This window comes from Streptomyces sp. NPDC030893, from assembly GCF_055571535.1.
Window position 1 is genome coordinate 215,201 of the sequence record NZ_JBVIFC010000011.1, and the last position, 25,878, is coordinate 241,078.

Sequence of the window (25,878 nt, forward strand, 5' to 3'; positions counted from 1 at the left end):
GTGAGGCTGTTTCCCATGTTCGATCCGGTCATAGCGCCCAGCGGTACGCTGCTCGGCCTGCTCCAGCGGGGCCGCGGCGACGGCACGCTGCACGCGCTCACCGCCCCGCGATCCGAAGCGCTCGCGGCGCTGAACCACTGTGTGCTGCGCGACCCGCGCCACGACTGGCAGGTGGAGAACCGCTCCCTCTACTACGCCCGCCTCTACCTCGATCTGCACGGCGAACTGGACGCGATCGAGGCCCACCTCTTCGACCCCGAGGACGTCCTCGACCCCGAGGAGTCACGCACCGGGCTCGCCCTGGCCGTCCTCGGACATCTCGCCTCCTACGGCAGGCGGGACGCCCTGGAACTGTTGCGCAGGTACGCCGCCCACGGCACCAACTGGGCCTGGGCCCTGGACGAACTCGCCCTCCGGGACGACGACGCCGGCCTGCGCGCTCTCGCCGCCCCGGTCCTCGCCCGGTTCGCCACCGACGCCGAGGGCGAGGCGGAGCTGGCCGTCACCGTCCGCGACGCCTTCGAACCCCGGCCCTGGCGGCTGTGGGCCGACGACCCGCGCCGGTCCATCGCCACCCGTGTGCGCGCCGCCCAGGAGACCGGCTGCTTCGACCGCTGGCAGCGACAGATGCGCCCCACCGGGCCACGCCCCGGCTGGAGCGTGCAAGCGGTGTTCGCATGGGCTCAGCAAGGCATGGAGCGCGGCGCCGCCCTCCACGTACCGGCCGCCCGCTGTCTCTCCGCCGTCGCGGGCCCCGAGGACCGGCCCGAGATCCTCCGGGCCGCCGAGGACGGCACCGACGGAGCCCGGTGCACCGCGCTCAGGTACCTCGCCGACAGCGATGATCCCGACGCCCTCACACTGATCGAACGCGCCGTGGCCACCGGCTCCGCGCCCGTCGTGGAGGCCGCCGTCGACGCCTTCGAACGCATGCGCAGCCTGGCCGCCGTCGACCGGGCGCGCGGCTGGGCCCGCCGGCCCGACCCGCTCGGCGCCGCCGCCGGCCGGGTCCTCGCCTGCCGCGGCGGCCGCGAGGACCGCGCCCCCGTCCTCGCGGCGCTCCGGGAGGCGGTACGGGGCGAGGGTCCCGACGCCCCCACCCTGTGGACCCTCGTCGACGGCGCCGGGCGTCTCGGCATCGCCTGCGCCGCCCCGGTGCTCCGGCATATCTACCGCGAGACCGCCTCCTCCCACCTGCGGGGCAGGGCCGCCCGCGCCCTCGCCGCGACCGACCCCTCCTTCGGCACCGGCTTCGCCGTCGAGTGCCTGTGGGACTGCGAGGAGACCACCCGCGAGGTCGCCGCCCGGCACGCCGAGACCGGCGACACCCGGGTCGTGGACCGTCTGCGCCGCCTCGCCGCCGATCCGGCCGAGGAGGCCGAGGTCCAGACCGCCGTACGCAGCCGGATCGGTCCCGAGGAGACCGCCGTGTGACCCGCCGGCGCACGCACGGCGTGAACGCCGGACGAACCGCGGGCCGGGCGGGCGTGGACACCGTCCGACCCGCCCGGCCGGGGGCGCGCAACGCTCACGGCACGTTCCCCGCCCGGAAAGAGCGGCGCCGGACGTAGCCACGTCCGGCGCGGCGACAACCCGGTATGCGTGTCGTCATCGTCACCGAGTCCTTTCCCCCCGATGTGAACGGCGTGGCCCACTGCGCCCTGCAGACCGCCCGGCACCTCGTCGACCGCGGCCACGCCCCCGTCGTCCGCGTCCCCTCCCTCCCGCTGCCCGGCTACCCCCAGGTCCGGGGCGCGCTCCCCAGCCACCATCGCCGCGCACCGGCCCGACGTCGTCCACCTGGCCGGCCCGTTCCTCCTCGGCGTACGCGGCATGACCGCCGCCGCCCGCCTCGGCGTTCCCCGTCGCCGTCTACCAGACCGACCTCGCCGGATACGCCCGTACGTATATGGGGCGCGGGCCAAGCGGCGGCCTGGCGGCGCCGACCTCGCCCTCGCCCCGTCCGGCGCCGCCCTGCGTGCCCTGGAGGCGCCCTGCGTGCCCCGGGTCGGACTGTGGCCGCGCGGTGTGGACACCGTCCGTTTCCGGCCCGGCCTGCGCGACGACGCGCTGCGCCGCGACCTCGCCCCGAACGGCGAACTCCTCGTCGGCTACGTCGGCCGGCTCGCCCCCGAGAAGCCGGCCGAGCTGCTCTCCGGGGTCTGCGGACTGCCCGGAGTGCGGCTCGTGGTCGTCGGCGACGGACCGGGCAGGCCCGCGCTGGAGCGGGCCCTGCCCGGCGCGGCCTTCCTCGGCCGCCGCACCGGTGAGGACCTCGCCCGGATCTTCGCCTCGCTGGACGTCTTCGCGCACACCGGCCCCTGCGAGACCTTCTGCCAGACCGTGCAGGAGGCGATGGCGAGCGGAGTACCCGTCGTCGCGCCCGCGGTGGGCGGCCCGCTGGCCCTCGTCGCACACGGACGCACCGGACTGCTGGTCCCGCCCCGCGACCCCGCCGCCGTACGCGACGCGGTGCGCGCCCTGGCCGCCGACCGCGGAGGGCGGGCCGCCTACGGGACGGCCGGGCGCGCCGCCGTCGAGGGACGCACGTGGGCGGCCGTCGGCGACCAGCTGATCGGGTACCACGCGGACGTGCTCGCCGGGCCCCGGACGGCGGTGGCGGCACGACCGGGGCACTGCGGATCGTGCGCCTGGCGAACTTCGTGCCCCCCGCCTCCGGAGGGCTGCGCACCGCGCTGCGGGAGCTCGGCAGGGGCTACCTGGCGGCAGGACACCGGCCCGTACTCGTCGTCCCCGGTGAGCGGGAGAGCGACCAGGAGACCGAACAGGGCAGGGTGATCACCCTGCCGGGCCTGCTGCTGCCCGGCACCGGCGGCTACCGGGGGTGCTCACCGACCGGCGGCGCGTCGCCGGCCTGCTCGCGGACCTGGCCCCCGACCGGCTCGAGGTCTGCGACCGTACGACCCTGCGCTGGACCGGCCGGTGGGCACGGCGGGCCCGCGTCAGGTGATTCGCTCACCGAGGGCGTCGGGGAACCGGGCCGGCGACGGATGGCAGGGCTGGGCCGCGGTCCTCGCGCCGTCGCCGGCGGCCGGACCCGTACGGTTCACCAACCTTCGCCCGAGCCCCGCTCCCCGGCTCCCACCAGGTGGGCGAACGCCCAGTGGCCGGCCAAGGCCGGCACCGGCTGGGTGGCCCGCCGGTGCGCCGACCTGCTCCCGCACCTGCTCGCCCTCGCCGCCGACGACATGCGTCACCACGCGCGGGGCACCGGCAGCCGCCTCGACCCGCGGGCCTCCGCCGCCGTCCCGACCGCACTGGCCGCGCTCCCGCCGGGGGGACGACGTCCCGGCACGGTGTGAGGCCTTCAGCGGTGTCGTACGGCGACGAAGCGGACCGGGGTGCCGGGCGGGGCCTGGGCGGCGGCCGGGAGGTCGGCGCCGTGGACGACCGCGATCACCGGGTAGCCCCCGGTGGTCGGGTGGTCGGCCAGGAAGACCACCGGCCTGCCGTCGGGCGGCACCTGGACCGCGCCCAGCACCATGCCCTCGCTGGGGAGCTCCTCCCCCCTCGCCCGCTGAAGCGCGGGCCCGGTCGTGCGCAGTCCGATGCGGTTGGCCGCCGGTGACACCCGGTACGTGCGTGCCGTGAACAGCTCCACCGCCTCGGGGGTGAACCAGTCGTCGCGCGGGCCGAGGGCGACGCGCAGCACGAGTTCGGCCGGGGGCGCCGGCTGCGGGGCGACGTCCACGCGCGTGTGGACGTCCCGCGAAGGCCCGAGGGGGAGCACGGCGCCGTCCGTGAGGGGGGCCGGGCCGAGGCCCGACAGCAGGTCCGTGGAGCGGCTGCCGAGCACCGCTTCGACGGCGATCCCGCCGGAGACCGCCACATAGGAGCGCACTCCGCGGACCGCCGCCCCGACGTCGAGCACGGAACCGGCCCGCACGCCCACGGGCGCGCCCCACGCGGCCGGGCGGCCGTCCACGGTCACCGGACAGGGAGCCCCGGTGACCGCCACCGTGACCGCCGAACGGGGTCGTACGGAGCAGCCGTCGACGGTCGTCTCCAGCACGGCGGCGTCCGGCGCGTTGCCCGCCAGCCGGTTGGCGAGTGCCGCGGCGGGCCCGTCCAACGCCCCGGAGCGGGGCACGCCGAGGTGCGCGTGGCCGGGGCGGCCCCGGTCCTGCACCGTGGTCAGGGCCCCCGCCCGTACGACGGCGAGCGCACGGTCCGTCATGCCGCCCGCCCCGTCGCCGTCACCGGGACGAAGCGCACGCGCGTGCCGGGGGAGAGCAACGCCGCCGGCACCCGCGCGTGGTCCCACAGCACGAGGCCGGTCGTGCCGATCAGCTGCCAGCCGCCCGGTGAGGAACGCGGGTACACGCCCGTGTAAGGCCCCGCCAGCGCCACCGAACCGGCGGGGACGGCCGTGCGCGGAGTCGGCCTGCGGGGCACGTCGTAGCGCGACGGCAGACCCGTGAGATAGCCGAAACCGGGTGCGAAACCGCAGAAGGCGACACGGAACTCGGCGGCCGCGTGGACCCGGGCCACCTCCCGCGCGGGAACACCCCAGTGCGCGGCGACATCGGCCAGGTCCGGCCCGTCGTAGCACACCGGGATCTCCACCGTCCCCGTCGCGCGCGGGGGCACGGGCGGCAGTTCGAGGGCGGTCAGCTCGGCGGCCACCCGGGCGGGTTCGGACAGTCCGTCGAGCAGCACCGTACGGGCCGCGGGGACGATCTCACCCGCCGTCAGCGAACCCTCCGTGCGGCGCCGCAGCAGCTCCGCGTGGAGCGCCTGCGCCTCGTCGCCGGAGGACACCTCGACGAGCAGGGCGTCCGCGCCGACGGGCAGCACCCTCATGCGAACGCCTCCACCCGGACTCCGGACGCCTCCAGCGCCGCCCGCACCCGCCGTGCCAGATCCACCGCGCCGGGCGTGTCCCCGTGCAGGCACAGGGAGCGTGCCCGCACCTCGATGCGCCGCCCCGACCGTGCGCCGACCCGCGCGTGGCGGGCCAGGTCCACCGAGCGCGCCACGACGGACTCCGGGTCGGTGACCACGGCGCCCTCCTCGCGGCGGGGCACCAGCGCGCCCGCGTCCGTGTACGCCCGGTCGGCGAACGCCTCCGTGACCACCGGCAGGCCCGCCTTCCCGGCCAGTTCCAGCAGACGGGAACCGGGCAGGCAGAGGACCGGCAGTCCGGCGTCCGCGAGGACCACCCCGTCGACCACCGCGCGGGCCTGTTCCTCGTCGTGCACGACCCGGTTGTAGAGCGCCCCGTGCGGTTTGACGTAGGACACGCGCGAGCCCGCCGCGCGGGCGAACACCTCCAGGGCGCCGATCTGGTAGGCCACTTCGGCCGCCAGCTCGGCCGGCGGCACATCCATCGCCCGCCGCCCGAAGCCCGCAAGGTCCCGGTAGGAGACCTGGGCGCCGATCCGCACCCCGCGCCCGGCCGCGAGCTCGCACACCCGGCGCATGGTGGCCGCGTCCCCGGCGTGGAATCCGCAGGCCACGTTGGCGCTGGTGACGACGGACAGCAACCGTTCGTCGTCGGTGAGCCGCCAGCGGCCGAAGCCCTCGCCGAGGTCGGCGTTCAGATCGATCGAGATCATGGGTTCTTCGTATCTCCTGTTCGGGCCGCGCGGGTCTCTCACCCCACGCGGAACTGCTCGTCCCGGGCGTCGCTGAGGAACATCTGCCCCGGTGCGTGCGTGATGGCGAACGGCGGCCGGGAGGCCATGACCGCGGCCTGCGGGGTCACACCGCAGGCCCAGAACACCGGGATGTCGTCCGGCTCGAAGTCCACCGGGTCGCCGAAGTCCGGCCGGCCGAGGTCGTCGATGCCCAGCCCCGAGGGGTCGCCGCAGTGCACGGGACCGCCGTGCACCGCCGGGAGCAGGCTGCTCTCCCGGATCGCCGCGGACAGCCGCCCGGGCGGCACCGGCCGCATGGACACCACCATCGGCCCGCGCAGCCGCCCCGCCGGACGGCACTGCCAACTCGTCACGTACATGGGAACGTTGCGCCCCTGCTCGAGATGCCGGACCGGAACCCCGGCCGCCGACAGCGCCCACTCGAACGTGAAGCTGCAGCCGATCAGGAACGACACCAGGTCACCGCGCCAGTGCGCCCGTACGTCCGTCGGCTCGTCCACCGGCTCGCCGTGCTCCCACACCCGGTAGCGCGGCAGATCGGTGCGCAGGTCGGCGTCCGGGGCGAGGACGGTCGTCGCGGACCCGGCGTCGGTGACGTCCAGCACCGGGCAGGGCTTGGGGTTGCGCTGGCAGAACAGCAGCATCTCGTACGCCCAGTCGGCGGGCACCGCGATCAGGTTGGCCTGTGTGTACCCCGCGGCCACGCCGGCCGTGGGGCCCGCCAGGCCCTCCCGGAAGCGTGCGCGCGCCGTGCGCGGGCTCCACGCGTGCGCGTGCTCGTCCACGAGGGTCACGGGGCGGCCGGCCACGACGGCCCGTGTGTGGTCGTCGGTGTGCTTCACTCCAGTTCCTTCCCGCGCGTCTCCGGCAGCCCCAGCAGTGCCAGTGCCGCGAGGCCGTAACCGATCGCACCGAAGACCAGCGCCCCGCCCACGCCCCAGCTGTCGGCCAGGAAACCGACCGTCGTGGGGAAGACGGCGCCCACGGCGCGCCCGGTGTTGTAGGTGAAGCCCTGCCCCGTGCCGCGCACGGCCGTCGGGTACAGCTCGCTCAGATAGGAGCCGAAGCCGCTGAAGATGGCCGACATGCAGAAGCCGAGCGGGAAACCGAGCACCAGGACCAGGGTGTCGGCCCCGCTCGGGATGTTCGTGTACGCCAGGATGCAGACCGCCGACAGCAGCGCGAACAGCCAGATGTTGCGCCGGCGGCCCAGCCGGTCGGTGAGGTAACCGCCGGTCAGGTAGCCGATGAAGGCGCCCGAGATGAGGAAGGTCAGATAGCCGCCGGTGCCGACGACGGACAGACCGCGCTCCGTCTTCAGGTACGTCGGCACCCAGGTGGCGAGGGTGTAGTAGCCGCCCTGGACGCCGGTGGAGAGCAGCACGGCGAACAGCGTGGTGCGCAGCAGTCCCGTCGAGCCGGGCCGGGCCGGCCGGAAGATCGCCGTGAACGATCCCTTCCGGGAACTTGCCTCCCGCGCGGCGGCGGCCCGGGGCGCGTCCCGCACGCTGCGCCGCACCCACACGACGAGCAGCGCCGGCAGCGCGCCGGTCCAGAACATCACGCGCCAGGCCAGGTCGTCGTCGACGAGCGAGAAGATCATCGTGTACACGATCACGGCCAGCGCCCAGCCCACGGCCCAGGAACTCTGGATCGCGCCGAGGGTGCGACCCCGGTGCCTGGCGCTCGCGTACTCCGCGACGAGGATCGCGCCGACCGCCCACTCGCCGCCGAAACCGAGGCCCTGGAGCGCGCGGAAGACCAGCAGCGTCTCGTAGTTGGGCGCGAAGCCGCAGGCCACGGTGAACACCGCGTAGGTGATGACGGTCAGCAGCAGTGCCTTCACCCGGCCGATGCGGTCCGCCAGCACGCCGGCGAGGGCTCCGCCGACCGCGGAGACCACCAGGGTGACGGTGGTCAGCAGCCCGGTCTGACCGCTGTCGAGACCGAAGTACGCCGACAGCGCGACCATCGTCAGCGGCAGCGTGAAGTAGTCGTAGGAATCCAGGGCATACCCGCCGAAAGCGCCGCCGAACGCGCGCCGGCCGCGCGGCCCCAGCGCGCGCAGCCAGCCCAACGGCCCGTCGTCGTGCGTGAGGTCGGGCGGTACGGGACGCGGTGCGTCGGTCAGTGCCTTCGGTGGAGGGGTCGCGCTCATGGGCACCTCGCAGAGGGAGGACGAAGGGTGCTGGAAGGTGAGCCGTGCGCAGCAAGGTAGAGGATCGTTGAACGATCCTTCAATACCCATGTTGTCTCGTTCTTCCGCGTGCGATTACATTCCGGGCATGACGGAGCAGCTGAGCGGACTGGCCGACGACCGTGCCCTGTTGGGACGTACCAGCACCGCCGAGCGGGTCGCGGACATCCTCAGGAGCCGGATCGCCGAGGGCTACTTCCCGCCCGGGACCAGGCTGTCGGAGGACAGCATCGGCGGCGCGCTCGGCGTCTCGCGCAACACGCTCCGCGAGGCGTTCCGGCTGCTCACGCACGAACGGCTGCTCGTCCACGAGCTGAACCGGGGCGTGTTCGTCCGGGTGCTGACCGTCGAGGACGTCGAGGACATCTACCGCACCCGCCGGCTCGTCGAGTGCGCGGTCGTGCGCGGCCTGGGCGACCCGCCCCACGCGCTCGACGGGCTCGCCGAGGTGGTGGAACAGGGGCGCCGGGCGGCGCGCGAAGGTGACTGGAAAGGAGTGGGTACGGCCAATATCCACTTCCACCGGGAGCTGGTGGCGCTCGCCGCCAGTGAGCGCACGGACGAGCTGATGCGCAGCGTCTTCGCCGAACTCCGCCTCGCCTTCCACGTGGTGGACGAGCCCCGGAAGCTGCACGAACCGTACATCGCGCGCAATGTCGCCATTCTCGAAGCCCTGCAGGCCGGCGACCGGGAGAGGGCCGAGCGACTGCTCGCGGCCTACCTCGACGTCTCCCTGGAACGGGTGGTGGAGGTGTACCGGCGCCGGGTGGGGGAGGACGCGCAGGGCGGCTGAACCCGGCATCCGGCCGGGCGCCCGGCGGCGGTGCGACAACCGTGACGCCGGGACCCATCTGCCTCGTTTGGGTTGTTGTCAGACCGAGGACCTAGTCTGTGCACCGTGACTTCGCCTGCATCGACGGACAGCGTTCCGCCCCAGCTCAGCGCGGGGCCGCGGCCCGCGCCGGGCCCGGCCGCCGACGAGGGTCTGGCGCGGCGGCTGCGCGCCCTCGCCTGCACCGCGCCGCTGCACGACCTCGACGCGCGCAAGGCCAACCTGGCCGGCGAGTACTCGGTGTACGGCATGGCGGAGATCGCCCTCGCCGCCATCGACCTGGTCACGCTGAACATGGACTTCGACACGGGCGCCGATCACGACCAGATAGTGGCCCGGCTCATTCCGCGCATCGCCGCCCAGGCCCCGCGCCGCCCCGCCGCCGAGCACGAGCGGGTGGCCCGCTGGGTCCTGGAGAACCTGATCAACGTCGGCAGCGTCGACCGCGGCTTCCGCGCGGTGTACGGCGTGTTCGGCGCGGACGGCACCTATGTGCGCCGCGACTACGACTTCAAGCTGATCGAAGAGGTCCCCGGCCCCGGCGGCACGGTGTACCTGCGCACCACGGACGAGGCCGTCAACGTCCTGGTCGGCGCCCTGGACACCGATGTCACCAGCGCGCAGATCGCCGCCGAGGTCAAACTGGAGGTACTGATCAGCCGGGGCCGCCTCGCCGACGCCCAGCTCGCCGCCGAACAGGCCCGCTACCGCACCGTGCAGTACTCGGAGACCCTGCGCCGGGCCCTGGACGCCACCCGCCGCAACGTCCGGGCGGTCGACTGGCTCAGCACCGTGCCCGACATGATCACCGAGGCCCTCGACCACGTCGCGGACCGCTACCGCCACGAGAACGCGATCCTCACCAACATCCGCAAGGCCCGTGACGAGTCCGAGGACACCGAGCACAAGCGCCGCGCGGCCGAACTGGTGGACATCGTCAAGGACTGCATCCGGCGCCACACCCAGCTGCAGTCCCGGCTGCTGGAGGCCGGCCCGCTGTTCCGCGCCGAACAGGACCGCCAGGCCTTCGCCACGCCCGCGGCGGCCTCCGGCACCGACCTGTACGGCCACCTCCTCGCCCCCCTGCTGCCGCTGCCCGTGGACCGGGCGTCCCGGGTCACCGACGCCTTCTTCGCCCACGGCACCGGACTGCGCACGCCGGTGTCCGTCCGGGTCGCCGATCTCGTCGAGATCCTCCTGACACCGCCGGTCGAGCGGGAGCACCTCGGCGCCGAGATGCCCGAACCCGACCTGATCGCCACCCCCGACGACAGCCGCTTCAGCGAGGAACAGCTGACGGCCGCCACCGAACTGCTGAACCTGCCGGCCGACGCGCCGCGCCGCCTCTCCGGCCTGCTCGCCGAGGCCCGCCGCCAGGACCCCGAACTGCCCTACCTCGTCGCCCTCCTGGCCGTCCACGCCGCCAGCCCGCCCGTCGGCACCGCCTACCGCCAGGGCGAACGCACCCTGCTGTTCGCCGTGGACGACGGCACCGAACTCGACGACCCCGAGTTCGGCGGCGCCGACCTCATCGTCGGCACGGCACTGCTGGACGCGGCGGGCATGGCCGCGGACCGGACGGAGGCGGCATGACCGGGACGGCAGTACGCACCCAGGTTTCCCAGAGCAAGGAGTCCCGACCGTGACCGAGCACGTCGAGTGGAGCGAACCGGAGGCCGAGGCCGCACCGGCGAGCACCGCCGTCACGCCCGCCGACGCCGCCGACGCGGCCCGGCTCGTCGCCTTCGGCCTCCAGCCCAAGCTCCAGCCCGCCCGCGACCAGGAGTACGCCGACCTGCTGCGCCGCTACCGGGAGGACCCGCCGTTCGCGCGGCTCGCCGACGCCGTGGCCACCGGCCTCGGACTGATCGTGCTGGAGGTGTCCCCGCGCGCCGGCATGGCCGTCACCGCCGCCGAGGACTCCGTCTTCGCCGTCCGCATGGGCGACTACGCGCGCCGCACCTCCGCCGACGGCGGCGACCGCTTCCTGCACGGCCTCGCCCACCTCGCCGTCGCCGCCATGGCCTTCCCCCGGCCCGAGGACCTCGCCGACGACGGCTACATCGGCCGCGTCACGGTCAACGGCGTCGACGCCTTCGTCCGCCAGGCCTGCCACCGCCTGGAGGAGCGGGCCGCGGAACAGGGCGAGAACACCGACCCCGCCAGCGACGCCCCCGGCCTGGAGGCCGCCTGGCGGATCTGGGCCAGACGCAGCGCCACCGGCGCCACCAAGGACGCGCGCCGGCTCGCGGGCTCCACCACCGGCATCGTCGCCAAGGCCGTCACATTCCTCACCGACTCCGGCTTCCTCCAGCGCACCGGCGACGACAACGGCGGCACCTACCGCACCACGGCCCGCTACCAGCTCCAGGTCCGCGACATGGCGGGCAGCGCCGCCCTGGCCGAACTGCTGGAGCTGGGCGTCGTCCCGGTCACCGACGGCACGCCCACCCTGCTGCCGCCCGACGACGCCGACGACCTGGAACTGGTCGCCGACGCCGGCCTGCCGTTCCACTCCGCCTGACCCCCCAACTCACGAAGCCTCACGAGAGTCCGCCATGTACGAGCTGTCCCGGGTCCGCCTCTACTCCATCGGGCCTGCCGGTGCGCGCTACGCCGATACCGTTCTCGACCTGCGCGGTGTCGGCGGGACCGTGCCGGACCCCGCCCCGGCACAGGCGGAGTTCTTCGAGGAGGAACCCGTCGGCCCGCCCCGCCGGCCCGCCCCCGCCGGAGTGCTCTTCCTGGAGAACGGCGGCGGCAAGTCCGTCCTGCTGAAACTGATCTTCTCCGTGATGCTCCCGGGCCACCGCAACACCCTCGGCGGCGCCAGCTCCGGCGTGCTGCGCAAGTTCCTGCTCGCCGACGACTGCGGCCATGTGGCCCTGGAGTGGCAGCACGTGCAGACCGGCGAGTGCGTCGTCGTCGGCAAGGTCAGCGAATGGCGCGGCCGCCAGGTCTCGGGCGACCCACGGAAGTTCGCCGAAGCCTGGTACTCGCTGCGCCCCGGCCCCGGACTCGGCCTGGACAACCTCCCCGTCGCCGAGTCCACGGCCGTACGGCCGTCCGCCGAGGGCCAGTCGGGCGCCCGCGGACGGCGCCGCACCATGAAGGGCTTCCGCGACGCCCTCACCGAGGCCGGCAAGAACTACCCGCACCTCGAAGTGCACTGGGAAGAGATCCACGAACGCTGGACCGAACACCTCGGCGACCTCGGACTCGACCCGGAACTCTTCCGCTACCAGCGGGAGATGAACGCCGACGAGGGCGAGGCCGCCGGTCTCTTCGCGGTCAAGAAGGACTCCGACTTCACCGACCTGCTGCTGCGCGCCGTCACCGACACCCGCGACACCGACGGACTCGCCGACCTGGTCAGCGGCTTCGGCAACAAGCTGGGCCGACGGGCCGAGCTGATCGCCGAACGCGACTTCACCGCCGGGTCCGCCGACCTGCTCGGCCGGATCGTCGAGGCCGCCGCGGGCCGGGCCCGCGCCCGGGAGATCCACACCGCCGCCGAACGCCGCACCCGCACCCTGGCCCGCCGGCTCTCCGCACGCGGCGCCCGGGAACGCGTCCGCGCCGCAGACCTGGCGGAGCGCGTCACCGCCGCCGCGCACGCCGTCACCCACGCGGAGTCGGCGCGCGGGCACAGCGCGCTGATCTCCGCCGAACTCGCCTACCGCCACGCCTCCCTGGCGCTCGCGGCCGCCGAGAAGTCCGCCGCCGCCCAGAAACGCGAACTCGCCGACGCCCGCACCCTGTACGCGGCCTGGCAGGCCGCCGAGGCCGTACTGCGCCACCGTGCCGCCGCCGACCGCGTGGCGAGGGTGTCCGCCGCGATCCAGGAGGCGGAACGGGACGCGGCCCCGGCACTGGCGGCCCGTGCCAAGGCCGCCGTCGACCTGGTGCGCGCCCTGCACGCGGCCGCGCGCGACGCCGAGAACCTCGCCAACGAGGAGGAGGAGCGCTCCGCAGCCCTCCAGGAGGCCGGCGACGGCGCCCACCGCGACTCCACCGCCGCCGCCACCGAGGCACAGCGGGCCCGCAGCGAGATCGGACATCTGCGGCAGCGGCTCACCGAGGTCGAGCAGGAGACCGCCGAGGCCGTCCGCGCCGGCTGGCTCGACGACAGCGCCCCCGACGCCGACCCCGCCCGTGCCGCCCTCGCGGCCAGCGACGCCGAGAAGTCGGCGGTCGCCGCCTGGGACACCGCCCGCGAGGCGTCCGGCAGGGCCACCGAGCACGCGCGGGAGGCGGCCGCGGCCGAGAGCCGCGCGGAACTCACCGCCGCCCGCGCGGCCGACGCGGCCACGGCGGCCGAACGCGCCCACCGCAGCGAGCACCGCACGGCCGAAGCGCTGGCGGACGAGCAACGGCTGGCGGAACTGCTGAGCCTGCCGGGAGGGCCCGGCAGGGGGCGGGCCGGTGTCCCGGGGCCGCGCACGGACGGTGACCACGCCCAGGACGCCTCCGGCGCCGGGCCTTCGCCCGCCGACGGCGCCCTGACCGCTGAGGAACTAGACCGCTTCGCCGACGAGTTGCGCGAACTGCTCGACGACGCCGTCTCCTCCGCCGAACGGCAGCTGTTCGACCTGCGCACCGCCGCCGCGGACGACGCCCGGATCCTCGGTGCCCTCGGCGACGGCGGGCTGCTGCCGCCCGGCCCGGACGTGCTGGCCACGGTCGAGTTCCTCGGCGAGCACGGCATCCCCGCCCTCCCGGGATGGCGCTACCTCGCCCAGGCCGTCGACCCGGCCGACCACGCGCGCGTCCTCGCCGCCCGCCCCGAACTGGTCGACGGCGTCGTCATCACCGACCCCGACTCCCACCTCCGCGCCCGCGAGGCGCTCGGCGCAGCCGCCCTGCTGCCCCGCTCCGCCGTCGCCGTCGGTACGGCCGCCGCCCTGCTCGCCCCCACGCCGGCACCCGGCGCGGACACCGGCGAGGTGTTCCTCGTACCGCCGAACCCGGCCATGCACGACGAGCACGCCGCCGACGAGGAGCGGCAGACGCTGCGCGCCCGGGCGACCGAGCGGGACGAGGAGATCCGCGCTCTGGCCGCCCGGCTGGGCAAGGACCGGGAACTGGCCGCCCGCCTGGCCTCCTGGCGCACCGGCTGCCCGGCCGGACGGCTCACGGAGCTCGCCGGTGCGGCGCACGAGGCGCGGGCCTTCGCCGAGGAGGCCGAGGCCGAACTGGCCGAGGCGCGCACCGTACGGGCGGAGGCCGAGGAGACCGCCGTCGAGGCCACCCGGGTCCGTGACGAGCGGCAGGAGGCCGCACAGAAGGCCCGGCGCGCGGCCGACGCCCTCGCGGGACTCGCCTTCCGGCTGCGGGAACGGGCCGGATGGCAGGTCAGACTGCGCGAACTGGCCGACGACGCGACCGAGGCGGAAGCGCGCGCCCAGACCTGCCTGGAACGGGCACGCGCCGCCGACGAGGACCGGCGCGCCGCCCAGCGCGCCGCCGACGACGCCCGGCGCACCGCCCGTGCCCTGCGCGCCGAGCGCTCCGAGATCGCGGGCGCCCCCGACGACGTACCCGAGGACGGCACTCAGGCCCCGCAGGGGTCCCTGCCGGCGCTGCGCGAGGCGTACCGGGCCGCGTCCCAGGTGTACGAGAAGGTCGGCGTCGGAGCCGATCTGCGCGCCGAACAGGCCCGCGCGGAGAGCGACGAGAGCGCCGCCCGCGCGGAGCTGGACCGGCTCAGCAACAGGGTCCGCAGCCGCGCGGAACTGCTGCTCCAGTCGCCCGATGGCTCCGACGGCCCCAGCCGGCAGGCCGCCGCGGCCCGCGCCGAGGAACTGGTGCAGCTTCTGGAGACCCGGATGTCCGCGGCGAGCGAGCAGCTCGGGCGGCTGCGCGGCGACGCCGAGCGGCTCGCGCCCGAGGACGGCGAGGCGCACACCGACCTCGCGGACGGACTGGTCCCCGGCGACGCCGGGCACGCACAGGCACTGCTGCGCACCGCGACCACCGAACTCGCCAGTCGCAGCGAGGCGTTGAGTCAGGCCCGGGAGGCCCACGCCGAACTCCTCGACGCCCACCGGGCCGCCGAGGACGCGGCCGGCGGCTTCGACGAGATCGCCGCCATGCTCCGCGACCTGCTGCGCGAGCACCCTCCCGAGGAGGAGCAGGAGCAGCCCGAGCCCTATCCGGGCAGCCCGGACGAGGCCCGGCAGTCCGCCGCCGAGGCCCGCCGCTCCCTGCGGGGCTGTGCCGCCGACCTGTCCGCCGCCGAGTCCGCCGTGCGTGAGGCGTGCGACGTCCTCGTCCGGCACGCCAACTCCACGCGCTACGAGCAGGTGCGCACCCCCGCGCGCCAGCAGATCCGTGAACTGCCCGCCTCCGCGCTGCCCGAGCACGCCCAGAAGTGGGCCGACGCCTTCGCCCCCCGGCTGCGGGTCCTCACCGACGAACTGGAGCAGCTGGAGCGCAACCGCGACTCGATCGTGGACCGGCTCAGGGGACTGGTGGAGTCCGCCCTCGCCACCCTGCGCTCGGCCCAGCGGCTGTCCCGGCTGCCGGAGGGCCTCGGCGAGTGGTCCGGGCAGGAGTTCCTGCGCATCCGCTTCGAGGAGCCCGACCAGGCCACGCTCACCGAGCGCCTCGGCGAGGTCATCGACGAAGCGACCCGGGCGGCCGTCAAGAAGAACTCCGACCTGCGCCGCGACGGCATGTCCCTGTTGCTGCGCGGGGTGGCCGCCGCGCTCCGGCCGAAGGGCGTCGCCGTCGAGATCCTCAAGCCCGACGCGGTACTGCGCGCCGAGCGGGTCCCCGTCGGGCAGATGGGCGACGTGTTCTCCGGCGGCCAGCTGCTCACCGCCGCCATCGCCCTGTACTGCACGATGGCCGCCCTGCGCTCCAACGACCGGGGCCGGGACAGGCACCGGCACGCCGGCACGCTGTTCCTGGACAACCCCATCGGCCGCGCCAACGCCACCTACCTGCTGGAGCTCCAGCGGGCGGTCGCCGACGCGCTCGGCGTCCAGCTGCTGTACACCACCGGCCTCTTCGACACGACGGCGCTCGCCGAGTTCCCCCTCGTCATCCGGCTGCGCAACGACGCCGACCTGCGGGCCGGGCTGAAGTACATCAGCGTGGAGGAGCACCTCCGGCCGGGGCTCCCCCAGCAGGACCCGGCCGAGGAGGCGCACAGCGAGATCACCGCGACCCGCATGTTCAAGCGGCCCGCCCCGGCGAGCGGCTGACCGGCCGCGCCCCCCGACGGGCGCTCAGAAGCCGTAGCCCATGCGCCGGGACAGCTCGGCCGCCGCTGCCGCCGTCCGGCTGCCCAACCGGGGCAGCCGCTCCGCGGTGAGCCGGTACACCGGCCCCGAGACACTGATCGCCGCGATCACCGAGCCGTCGTGCGAGCGGACCGGCGCCGCGACCGCGGCGAGTCCCAGCTCCAGCTCCTCCAGCGTCACGGCGTACCCCCGCTCGCAGACCTTCTCCAGCTCCTCGCGGAGCACCGGCGGATCGGTGATCGTACGGTCCGTGTACCGGTGCAGCGGGCGGGTGAGGCGGCCCTCACGCAGGGCGGGCCGCATATGGGCCAGAAACACCTTGCCGCTGGAGGTGGCGTGCAGCGGGGTACGCCTGCCGAGCCAGTTCTGCGCCGTGACCGATGCCGTGCCGCGGGCCTGCATGATGTTGACGGCCGCGTCCTCGTCCGGCACCGCTATGTTCACGGTCTCGCCCAGCTCGTCCGCGAGCTCCCGGCACACCGGGACGCCCTCCTGGGAGATGTCGAGGCGCAGCGCCGCCGCCCCCGCCAGACGCAGCACACCCGCCCCCAGGTGGTACTTGCCGCGCCCCTTGGCCTGGGCCACCAGACCACGGTTCTCCAGCACACCGAGCAGGCGGAAGGCCGTGGACTTGTGCACACCCAGCTCGCCGGCGATCTCCGTGACACCCGCCTCGCCGCTCCGGGCGAGGATCTCCAGCACGCTCACGGCGCGGTCCACGGACTGCACCGCACTCGTCGCGCCTCTCCCGTTCCTCCCGGGCTCGTTCCCCGCGCGGGTCATGGTTCGGCTCTCATCATCTGTCGGGTGCGGTTGCGCAGGACGCTCGCGAGCGCGCCGTACGAGACCTCAGAGTACCGAGAGGCGGCGTACGGCCGGTATCGGCGACGCCGCGGCCGGGTCAGGAGTGGGAGAGCTGCCCGGCTCCGCCACGCCGGCGTATTCGTGCCCGTGCGCGCTGGGCGGACCGCTCCTGGCGGCGGACGCGCCGCCGCTCGCGCCGCAGGGCGCGCGCCGTGCTGCTGGGCATGGACACCACACCGTGGCGCTGGTTCCAGACCTGGCGGGTCACCCACACGTCCAGCACCGCCCAGGTCGCCAGAATCGTACTGACGACACTGCTGATGACCATCGGGAACGCCAGCCAGGACCCGGCCAGTGTGCACAGAAAGGCCACCATGGCCTGAATCAGCGTCACCGAGATGACGATCACCGCCCGCACGGCCGCCGTCCGCACCGGATCGGGCAACCGGCGCCGGCGAGCCGGCTCCTCGACCCACAGCGGCCGGTAGTGGCCCTGCGCGCGGACACCGCCGGACGCGTCCGCGCCCCTCGCGGCCTCCCGCACCTCACTGCCGCGGCCCGGCATCCCGGCGTCCGACCGCGACGCCTTCCGTGTCGCCGCGTCGCCCCCGGGCGCCTCGCGCCGCTCCGCCGTGCCCATCAACGTGTCACTCCCCACCGCCAGCAGACCGCTCGCCCGTGTCCGAAGACCCGACACCTCAGTGGCTGCCCGGCTTGCGCTGTTTTACGCCGCCCGGGTACGGGACACGGCTCCTGTGGCCGATTCCGCCCCCATCTCCCACAGAGAAGGACGAACGGCACGTCGTGAAGATTCCCGAACGGGAAAGAAATCGGCCAACGCCGCCCGCCCGCCCGGGAGGCGGACCGGCGGAGCACGCCCCGTTTGCCGGGAGACAATCTCCCGCAATGGCCGGACAACTCCCCATCTCCCGCCACCGGTACGGAACTACAGCTTCCGGACGGCTCTTCGAGTTGACCCCGGTGCGGTAGTAGGCTCGCGCCGTTTGTTGACGCACATGTGTACCCCCGGTCGTCCGGGGGCCGAGCTGGGGGAGGCCATGCGCTTTCGCGGGAAGTCCATCCGCCGGAAGATCGTGGCGCTGCTTCTCGTGCCGCTGGTGTCCCTGACGACGATCTGGGCCTTCACCACGGTGCTCACGGGCCGCGAGGCGAGCCACCTGTTCGACGTGTCCTCGGTGATGGAGGAGGTCGGCTACCCCGTCGAGGACACGGTGCGCGTCCTCCAGCAGGAGCGCCGCCAGACCCTCGTCCACCTCGCCGACCCCCGCGCCTCCGACGGACTCGCCGCACTGCGGCGCAGCCGCGCCGCCACCGACAAGGCCATCGCCGCCGTTCGCAGCAGCGCGGCCGACGCCGACGTGCGCGAGGCCATGCACGACGACTCCGGCGACCTGAGCGCGGTACTGGAATCGTTCAACGGCATCGAGTCCCTCCGCCGCAGCGTCGAGGACGGCACCGTGAACCGCTCCCAGGCCCTCGACCTCTACAACCGGCTGGTCGACCCCTGCTACGTGCTGCTGGCCAATCTGCACGTGGTCGAGGACGTCGAACTCGACAAGCAGTACCGCGCGCTGGTCGGCCTCGCGCGCGCCCGCGAACTGCTCTCCCGCGAGGACGCCCTTCTCGGCTCCGCACTGATCGTCGGCAAGCTCTCCCGCACCGAAGTGCGGGACATCTCCGACCTCATCGCCCAGCGCACGCTGATGTACGACGCGGGCCTCCCGCAGCTGCCCGCGGCGGAACGCGACCGCTACGAGACGTTCTGGAAGAACGCCGCCTCCGCCCCCTTGCGCGTGGGCGAGGAGGCCGCCGTCTCCTCCGGCACCGGGCCGCCCCGCGGGATCACCGCCAAGAGCTGGGACACCGCCGCCGGCAACGTCCTCGCCGAGCTCGGCACCCTCAACGACGAGGCCACCGACCGCTACCAGGACCGGGTCCGTCCCGTCGCCATGGGCGTCATCGCCCAGGCCGTCGTCGCCGGCGTCCTCGGCCTCGTCGCCCTCCTGGTCTCCCTCTTCCTCTCCGTACGCGTCGGCCGCGGCCTCGTCCGCGACCTCAGGCAGCTGCGCCTGGAGGCGCACGAGGCGTCCGGCGTCCGGCTGCCCGGCGTGATGCGCCGCCTCTCGGCCGGCGAGCAGGTCGACGTCGAGACCGAGGTCCCCCGCCTGGAGTACGACAAGAACGAGATGGGGGAGGTCGGCCAGGCCCTCAACACGCTCCAGCGCGCCGCCGTGGAGGCCGCCGTCAAACAGGCCGAACTGCGCGCCGGAGTCTCCGAGGTGTTCGTCAACCTCGCCCGCCGCAGCCAGGTCCTGCTGCACAAGCAGCTCACGCTGCTGGACACCATGGAGCGCCGGACCGAGGACACCGAGGAGCTCGCCGACCTCTTCCGCCTGGACCACCTGACCACCCGCATGCGCCGGCACGCCGAGGGCCTGGTGATCCTCTCCGGCGCCGCGCCCTCCCGACAGTGGCGCAAACCCGTCCAGCTCATGGACGTCGTACGGGCGGCCGTCGCCGAGGTCGAGGACTACGAGCGCATCGAGGTCCGCCGGCTGCCGCGGGTCGCCGTCACCGGCCCGGCCGTCGCCGACCTCACCCACCTCGTGGCCGAACTGCTGGAGAACGCCACGGTCTTCTCCCCGCCGCACACCGCCGTGCAGGTCGTGGGCGAGCGGGTGGGCAACGGCTTCACGCTGGAGATCCACGACCGCGGGCTCGGCATGGCGGCCGACGCTCTCCTGGACGCCAATCTCCGGCTCGCCGAGACCCCTGAGTTCGAACTCTCCGACACCGACCGGCTCGGGCTGTTCGTCGTCAGCCGTCTCGCCCAGCGCCAGAACGTCCGGGTCTCCCTGCAGCCTTCCCCCTACGGCGGAACCACGGCGGTCGTCCTCATCCCCGACGCCCTGCTGACGGACGACATCCCGGACACCAACGGCGTCGGCTTCCGTCTCGACCGGCCCCGGCGCGCCAAGGACCCGGAGCCCCAGGAGAACCGTCGCGCCGCCCTCTCCCAGGTCCCCGTGCAACTGCCCGGACTGCCCGCCTCGGTGCTGGACGGACCGGTCGAACTCGAGGCCCCCGTCGACCTGGACGCCCTCAACGGCTTCCCCGGCGCCCTGGGCGAGGAGGAGGACGAGCACGGCGGGCTCTTCCGCCCCCGGCGCTCCCTCGTCCAGGACGAGCGGCCCGGCCACGGCCACGAGCCCCACCGGGCGGCTCCGGGCACCCCCGAGGACACCGACGACCGGACGAGCACCCCGGTTCCGCTCACCCGCAGGGCCATCCCCAAGCTGGTGAGCTCCCACGGCCGCCCGGTCGGCGACCAGGACGCCCGCGCCGAGCGGGCCGGGGAGGAGAAGCCGGCCGGCCGGCCCGCCCGCCCCGGACCGGAAGCGGCACCCGCGCTGCCCTCCCGGCGCCGTGGCCAGAGCACCCCGGGGCGCCGTGGGCCGGGCCGCCCGGACCCGGAAACCCTGTCCCCGCTGCCCGCCCGCCGCCGCCCCGAACAGCTTCCCGCCGGCCTCGACCACGAGGAACCGGACGCCGGGACACCGCCGGCGCTGCCCGCGCGCCGACGGACCGACGGCCCCGCGGGCCCCGGGCCCGGCGACGCGGCACACGGCGGCACCGGGGAAGCCGGGCCGCCGGCCGGTCTTCCGCGGCGCGCCCGCCGCCCCGCGACCGCGACGAGCGGGCCCGGCGACTCCTCGCCTGCCCCCGACGGGACCACCGCGGAACAGTCCGACGGCGGATCGCTGCCCCGGCGGGTACGGCAGGCCAGCCTGGCACCACAGCTCAAGCGCGATGCCGAACCGCGGAACGAGGGCAGGACCCGGCCCGCCGAACGGGACGCGGACGAAGTACGCAGCCGCATGGCCTCGCTCCAGCGCGGCTGGCAACGCGGCCGCGAGGAGAACGCCGCGGGCGACGACGCCGACAGCGGCACCGCACCACGACGAACGACTAAGGGGGACGGTCGATGACCGCACCGAGGGCCACCGGCCACACCGAGACCGACAAGGGGGAGCTGAACTGGCTCCTCGACGACCTGGTCGACCGCGTCGCCAGCATCCGCAAGGCGATCGTGCTCTCCGGCGACGGCCTGCCCACGGGCGCGTCGAAGGACCTGACCCGGGAGGACAGCGAGCACCTGGCCGCCGTCGCCTCCGGATTCCACAGCCTCGCCAAGGGCGTGGGCCGCCACTTCGAGGCCGGTGACGTGCGCCAGACCGTCGTCGAACTCGACGAGGCGTTCCTGTTCGTCACCGCCGCCGGCGACGGCAGCTGCCTCGCCGTCCTCGCGGACGCCGACTCCGACGTCGGACAGGTCGCCTACGAGATGACGCTGCTCGTGAAACGGGTCGGTGTGCATCTGGGCGCCGCACCGCGCACCGATCTGCCCTCGGGCGGGTAGTGGGATGACATGAGCGCTGACGGTCAGGGTAGAAGCCACTGGTTCGACGACGAGGCCGGACCGGTCGTCCGTCCGTACGCCATGACGCGGGGCCGCACCACCAGTGCGGCCCAGCACCGCCTCGACCTCATCGCGGTGGTCGTCACGGAACCGCACGCGGACGATCCGGAGGACGATCCCACCCTCTCCCCGGAGCACGTCGACATCGTCCGGCTGTGTCGCGACACCTCGCAGACGGTCGCCGAACTCGCCGCCGGACTCGACCTGCCGATCGGAGTGGTCCGGGTCCTCGTCGGAGACCTCGTGGACTGCGAATTCGTCCATGTGAACCGGCCCGTACCTCCGGCCGAGCTGCCGGACGAGAGTATTCTGCGCGACGTGATCAACGGCCTCCGGGCGCTGTGACCGGCGCGGAAGCGGAGTACTGACGTGACAGGCTGGCAGTTCTGGGTGGACCGAGGCGGCACCTTCACCGACATCGTCGCGCGGCGCCCCGACGGCCGGCTGCTCACCCACAAGGTGCTGTCCGACAACCCCGCACCCAGCCACTCCCGTCCGGAGGCGAGCCGGGGGACCGACAGCACGGACGCGGCGGTCGCAGGCGTCCGCGCGCTGCTCGCCGGTTCCGGCGACCCCGTCGACAGCGTGCGCATGGGCACCACCGTCGCCACCAACGCCCTCCTCGAACGCAAGGGCGAACGAACCCTGCTGGTCGTCACCCGCGGCTTCCGCGACGCCCTGCGCATCGCCTACCAGAACCGCCCCCGCATCTTCGCCCGCCGCATCGACCTGCCCGAGCTGCTGTACGAACGGGTCGTCGAGGTCGACGAACGCATCGCCGCCGACGGCACGGTGCTGCGCGCCCCCGACCTGGACGCCCTCACCGGTCCGCTGCGGCAGGCCCACGCCGACGGTATCCGCGCCGTCGCCGTGGTCTGCATGCACAGCCACCTCCATCCCGCCCACGAACAGCGCATCGGTGACCTCGCCGCCCGTATCGGCTTCCCGCAGATCTCCCTGTCCAGCGAGGTCAGCCCCCTGATGAAGCTCGTCCCACGCGGGGACACCGCCGTCGTCGACGCCTACCTCTCGCCCGTACTGCGCCGCTACGTGCGCCATGTCGCCGACGAACTCCACGGCGTACGGCTGATGTTCATGCAGTCCAACGGCGGTCTCACCGAGGCCGGGCAGTTCCGCGGCAAGGACGCGATCCTGTCCGGGCCGGCCGGTGGCATCGTCGGCATGGCACGCATGTCGCAACTGGCCGGCTTCGACCGCGTCATCGGCTTCGACATGGGCGGCACCTCCACCGACGTCTCCCACTTCGCGGGCGAGTACGAACGTGTCCTCACCACACAGATCGCCGGAGTCCGGCTCCGCGCGCCCATGCTGGACATCGACACCGTCGCCGCCGGAGGCGGCTCGGTCCTCCACTTCGACGGCTCCCGCTACCGGGTGGGACCGGACTCGGCGGGCGCGGACCCGGGCCCCGCCTGCTACCGGCGCGGCGGTCCGCTCGCCGTCACCGACGCCAACGTCATGCTCGGCCGGATCCAGCCCGACCACTTCCCCACGGTGTTCGGCCCGGGCGGGAACCTGCCCCTCGACGCCGCGCTCGTCCGCGACCGCTTCACCGTCCTCGCCCGCGAGATCCACGCACGGACCGGCGACGACCGCACCGCCGAACAAGTCGCCGAGGGCTACCTGCAGATCGCCGTCGCCCACATCGCGGGCGCGGTGAAGCGGATCTCCGTCCAAAAGGGCCACGACATCACCCGCTACGCCCTCACCACCTTCGGAGGGGCGGGCGGACAGCACGCGTGCATGGTCGCCGACTCCCTCGGTATCCGCACCGTCCTCGTCCCGCCCATGGCGGGCGTCCTGTCGGCGCTCGGCATCGGCCTCGCCGACACCACCGCCATGCGGGAACAGTCCGTCGAAGCGCCCCTGGAACCCGCCGCCATGCCCGGAGTCCACCAGCGGGCCGACGACCTGGAGACCGCGGCCCGCGCCGAACTCCTCGCCGAGGACGTCCCCGAGGAGCGCATCGAGGTCACCCGCCGTGCCCAGCTCCGCTACGACGGCACCGACACCACCCTCACCGTCGAACTGACCGAGCCGGAGCGGATGCGGCGCACCTTCGAAGAACGTCATCGCGCCACGTACTCCTTCACCCTCGACCGCCCGATCGTCGTCGAAGCACTCTCCGTCGAAGCCACCGGCATCACAGAACCTCCCGATCTCTCCGCCCTCGCTCCCTACGAGGGCACCCCCGGACACCGCACCGCCGCCCCCCGGACCGTCCGCCTCCACACCGGCGGCACCTGGAGCGACGTACCCCTCCACCGCCGCGAGGACCTTCCTCCCGGCGAAACCGTCACCGGCCCGGCGCTCATCACCGAGTCCGGTGCGACGACCGTCGTCGACGACGGCTGGCGGGCCGTGGCGCGGGACGACGGGCATCTGGTCATGGAACGCGTCGCGGTCACGCAGAGTTCCGACATCGACACGGAAATCGATCCGGTCCTGCTCGAGGTCTTCAACAACCTCTTCATGTCCATCGCCGAACAGATGGGCGCGCGCCTCGAGTCCACCGCCCAGTCCGTCAACATCAAGGAGCGCCTGGACTTCTCCTGCGCCCTCTTCGACCCCGACGGAAACCTGGTGGCCAACGCCCCGCACATCCCCGTCCACCTGGGCTCGATGGGCACCGGCGTCAAAGAGGTCATCCGGCGGCGCGGCCCGTCCATGCGCCCCGGGGACACCTACGCCGTCAACGACCCGTACCACGGCGGCACCCATCTGCCCGACGTCACCGTGATCACCCCGGTCTTCGGCACCGGGACCACAGCGGACACGGAGAGTGACCCGGAGGTCCTCTTCCACGTCGCCTCACGCGGCCATCACGCCGAGATCGGCGGCATCGCACCCGGCTCCATGCCGGCCGGCAGCCGCACCATCGACGAGGAGGGCGTCCTCTTCGACAACTGGCTGCTCACCGAGGACGGCCGTTTCCGCGAGGAGGAGACCCGCCGTCTCCTGACCGAGGCGCCCCACCCCTCCCGCAATCCCGAGACCAACCTCGCCGACCTGCGCGCCCAGATCGCGGCCAACCGCAAGGGCGTCGACGAGGTGGGCCGCATGATCGAGAACTTCGGACTCGACGTCGTCCAGGCCTACATGAAGCACGTCCAGGACAACGCCGAAGAAGCCGTCCGCCGTGTCATCGACGTCCTCGACGACGGTGAGTACGCCTACGAGACCGACGCGGGCTCGGTCATCCGGGTACGTGTCCGCGTGGACCGCGAACGCCGGACCGCGACCCTCGACTTCACCGGGACCTCCGCCCAGCTGCCCACCAATTTCAACGCCCCCTTCTCGGTCGTCAACGCGGCCGTCCTGTACGTCTTCCGCACCCTGGTCGCCGACGACATCCCGCTCAACGACGGCTGTCTGCGCCCGCTGGACATCATCGTTCCGCCCGGCTGCATGCTCGCGCCCGAACCACCGGCCGCCGTCGTCGCGGGCAACGTGGAGACCTCCCAGGCCGTCACCGGCGCCCTCTACGCGGCGCTCGGCGTCCAGGCGGAGGGCTCCGGCACCATGAACAACGTCACCTTCGGCAACGCGCACCACCAGTACTACGAGACCGTCGCCTCCGGCTCGGGCGCCGGGGACGGCTTCCCCGGCGCGTCCGTCGTACAGACCCATATGACCAACTCACGGCTCACCGATCCCGAGATCCTGGAGTGGCGACTGCCCGTCCGCCTCGAGGAGTTCGCGGTGCGCCGTGGCAGCGGAGGCGCCGGACGGTGGCGCGGCGGGGACGGAGCCGTGCGCCGTATCCGCTTCCTGGAGCCCATGACCGTCTCCACGCTGTCCCAGCACCGCAGGGTCCCCGCGTACGGCATGGCGGGCGGTGCCCCCGGAGCACTGGGCGCCAACCGGGTCGAACGAGCGGACGGCACGGTCACCCGACTGGCCGGCAGCGACTCGGCGGAGGTCGGCACCGGCGACGTACTCGTCATCGAAACCCCCGGCGGCGGGGGATACGGCCCGCCGCCCGAACCCCATCAAGCAGGAGAAGAGATCGATGATCTTCGGGCGTTCTGAGCGCGGCAAGCCCCCGGTCGAGCCCGTCACGCTCAAGATCCTGGTGGCCGGCGGCTTCGGCGTGGGCAAGACCACGCTCGTCGGCGCGGTCAGCGAGATCAGGCCGTTGCGCACCGAGGAACTCCTCACCGAGGCCGGCCGCCCGGTCGACGACACCAGTGGTGTGGAGGCGAAGAACACCACGACCGTGGCCATGGACTTCGGGCGGATCACGCTCCGCGAGGACCTGGTGCTGTACCTCTTCGGCACACCCGGCCAGGAGCGGTTCTGGTTCATGTGGGACGAGCTGTCCGAGGGCGCCCTCGGAGCCGTCGTCCTCGCCGACACCCGGCGCCTGGAGGACTGCTTCGCCGCCGTCGACTACTTCGAGCGGCGCTCCATCCCGTTCGTCGTCGGAGTCAACTGCTTCGAAGGCGCCGCCCGTTACCCGGAGGCGGACATCCGCCGGGCGCTCGACCTCGACGACCACGTTCCGCTGCTGATGTGCGACGCGCGGGACCGGGAGTCGGTCAAGGAGACCCTCATCGGTGTCGTCCAGCACGCCATGGCCCGGGCCTCGCGGCGACGCGCGGTCGCCACCTGAGGAGACGCCGGACACGCGGCCCGTACCCCGCCGACCG

General features: G+C 73.9%; 18 protein-coding genes and 2 pseudogenes. 13 read left to right on the forward strand and 7 right to left on the reverse strand.

The features are described from left to right. Positions 1-15: 15 nt before the first annotated feature. The 4 genes and pseudogenes from ACZ434_RS21730 to ACZ434_RS21745 all read left to right on the forward strand — a co-directional run bounded on the left by ACZ434_RS21730 (position 16) and on the right by ACZ434_RS21745 (position 3,323). A complete protein-coding gene (locus tag ACZ434_RS21730) occupies positions 16-1,434 on the forward strand; it encodes a HEAT repeat domain-containing protein (RefSeq protein WP_468458211.1) in 1,419 nt (472 codons plus the stop codon). Between the two features lie 164 nt (positions 1,435-1,598). Further along, positions 1,599-2,625 (forward strand): annotated as a pseudogene (locus tag ACZ434_RS21735) (glycosyltransferase family 4 protein); the annotation flags it as partial. 11 nt (positions 2,626-2,636) lie between these two features. Beyond that, positions 2,637-2,965, forward strand: a pseudogene (locus ACZ434_RS21740) (glycosyltransferase); the annotation flags it as partial. A 46-nt stretch (positions 2,966-3,011) separates the two neighbouring features. Continuing rightward, positions 3,012-3,323 (forward strand): hypothetical protein, encoded by a 312-nt coding sequence (locus tag ACZ434_RS21745; RefSeq protein ID WP_468458213.1) that lies wholly within the window; start codon positions 3,012-3,014, stop codon positions 3,321-3,323. Positions 3,324-3,328: 5 nt separating this feature from the next. Here the strand turns inward: ACZ434_RS21745 and ACZ434_RS21750 are convergent, their stop codons facing one another. Genes ACZ434_RS21750 through ACZ434_RS21770 form a run of 5 tightly spaced genes read right to left on the reverse strand, consistent with a single transcriptional unit; the run spans position 3,329 to position 7,779 of the window. Next, positions 3,329-4,198 (reverse strand): 5-oxoprolinase subunit C family protein, encoded by an 870-nt coding sequence (locus ACZ434_RS21750; protein ID WP_468458215.1) that lies wholly within the window; start codon positions 4,196-4,198, stop codon positions 3,329-3,331. Next, a complete protein-coding gene (locus ACZ434_RS21755; protein ID WP_468458217.1) occupies positions 4,195-4,824 on the reverse strand; it encodes a 5-oxoprolinase subunit B family protein in 630 nt (209 codons plus the stop codon). Before ACZ434_RS21755 ends, ACZ434_RS21750 begins: the two co-directional genes overlap by 4 nt. Then, positions 4,821-5,579, reverse strand: coding sequence for a LamB/YcsF family protein (locus ACZ434_RS21760; RefSeq protein WP_468458219.1), 759 nt, complete (start codon positions 5,577-5,579; stop codon positions 4,821-4,823). Before ACZ434_RS21760 ends, ACZ434_RS21755 begins: the two co-directional genes overlap by 4 nt. Positions 5,580-5,617: 38 nt before the next feature. After that, positions 5,618-6,463, reverse strand: coding sequence for a putative hydro-lyase (locus ACZ434_RS21765; protein ID WP_468458221.1), 846 nt, complete (start codon positions 6,461-6,463; stop codon positions 5,618-5,620). Further along, complete coding sequence (locus tag ACZ434_RS21770; RefSeq protein WP_468458223.1) at positions 6,460-7,779, reverse strand: MFS transporter; 1,320 nt, start codon at positions 7,777-7,779, stop codon at positions 6,460-6,462. Before ACZ434_RS21770 ends, ACZ434_RS21765 begins: the two co-directional genes overlap by 4 nt. A gap of 127 nt (positions 7,780-7,906) precedes the next feature. On the opposite strand from ACZ434_RS21770, the gene ACZ434_RS21775 reads away from it, so the two are divergent. From ACZ434_RS21775 to ACZ434_RS21790, 4 genes are all read left to right on the forward strand, one after another. Then, positions 7,907-8,611, forward strand: coding sequence for a GntR family transcriptional regulator (locus ACZ434_RS21775; protein WP_468458225.1), 705 nt, complete (start codon positions 7,907-7,909; stop codon positions 8,609-8,611). Positions 8,612-8,716: 105 nt separating this feature from the next. Then, a complete protein-coding gene (locus tag ACZ434_RS21780; RefSeq protein ID WP_468458227.1) occupies positions 8,717-10,243 on the forward strand; it encodes a hypothetical protein in 1,527 nt (508 codons plus the stop codon). Positions 10,244-10,292: 49 nt separating this feature from the next. Continuing rightward, on the forward strand, positions 10,293-11,174 hold the full coding sequence (locus tag ACZ434_RS21785) for a hypothetical protein (RefSeq protein WP_468458229.1): 882 nt from the start codon (positions 10,293-10,295) through the stop codon (positions 11,172-11,174). A 34-nt stretch (positions 11,175-11,208) separates the two neighbouring features. Then, positions 11,209-15,861 (forward strand): hypothetical protein, encoded by a 4,653-nt coding sequence (locus ACZ434_RS21790; RefSeq protein ID WP_468458231.1) that lies wholly within the window; start codon positions 11,209-11,211, stop codon positions 15,859-15,861. 24 nt (positions 15,862-15,885) lie between these two features. On the opposite strand, the gene ACZ434_RS21795 is transcribed toward ACZ434_RS21790, so the two are convergent. Together ACZ434_RS21795 and ACZ434_RS21800 are read right to left on the reverse strand one after the other, a co-directional pair. After that, positions 15,886-16,683, reverse strand: a complete 798-nt coding sequence (locus ACZ434_RS21795) for an IclR family transcriptional regulator (RefSeq protein WP_468458233.1) — start codon at positions 16,681-16,683, stop codon at positions 15,886-15,888. Positions 16,684-16,801: 118 nt separating this feature from the next. After that, entirely contained in the window at positions 16,802-17,344 is a 543-nt protein-coding gene (locus tag ACZ434_RS21800; protein ID WP_468458235.1) for a hypothetical protein, read from the reverse strand. A 418-nt stretch (positions 17,345-17,762) separates the two neighbouring features. Here ACZ434_RS21800 and ACZ434_RS21805 point away from each other — a divergent pair, with 418 nt between their 5' ends. The 5 genes from ACZ434_RS21805 to ACZ434_RS21825 are packed head-to-tail and all read left to right on the forward strand — an operon-like array spanning position 17,763 to position 25,841. Then, on the forward strand, positions 17,763-20,714 hold the full coding sequence (locus tag ACZ434_RS21805) for a nitrate- and nitrite sensing domain-containing protein (RefSeq protein ID WP_468458237.1): 2,952 nt from the start codon (positions 17,763-17,765) through the stop codon (positions 20,712-20,714). After that, positions 20,711-21,145, forward strand: a complete 435-nt coding sequence (locus ACZ434_RS21810) for a roadblock/LC7 domain-containing protein (RefSeq protein WP_189560163.1) — start codon at positions 20,711-20,713, stop codon at positions 21,143-21,145. The genes ACZ434_RS21805 and ACZ434_RS21810 overlap by 4 nt, the downstream gene beginning before the upstream one ends. A 9-nt stretch (positions 21,146-21,154) precedes the next feature. Further along, complete coding sequence (locus tag ACZ434_RS21815) at positions 21,155-21,550, forward strand: DUF742 domain-containing protein (RefSeq protein ID WP_468458240.1); 396 nt, start codon at positions 21,155-21,157, stop codon at positions 21,548-21,550. 24 nt (positions 21,551-21,574) lie between these two features. After that, positions 21,575-25,258 (forward strand): hydantoinase B/oxoprolinase family protein, encoded by a 3,684-nt coding sequence (locus tag ACZ434_RS21820; protein WP_468458242.1) that lies wholly within the window; start codon positions 21,575-21,577, stop codon positions 25,256-25,258. Further along, a complete protein-coding gene (locus ACZ434_RS21825) occupies positions 25,239-25,841 on the forward strand; it encodes a GTP-binding protein (RefSeq protein ID WP_468458244.1) in 603 nt (200 codons plus the stop codon). Before ACZ434_RS21820 ends, ACZ434_RS21825 begins: the two co-directional genes overlap by 20 nt. Positions 25,842-25,878 lie beyond the last annotated feature (37 nt).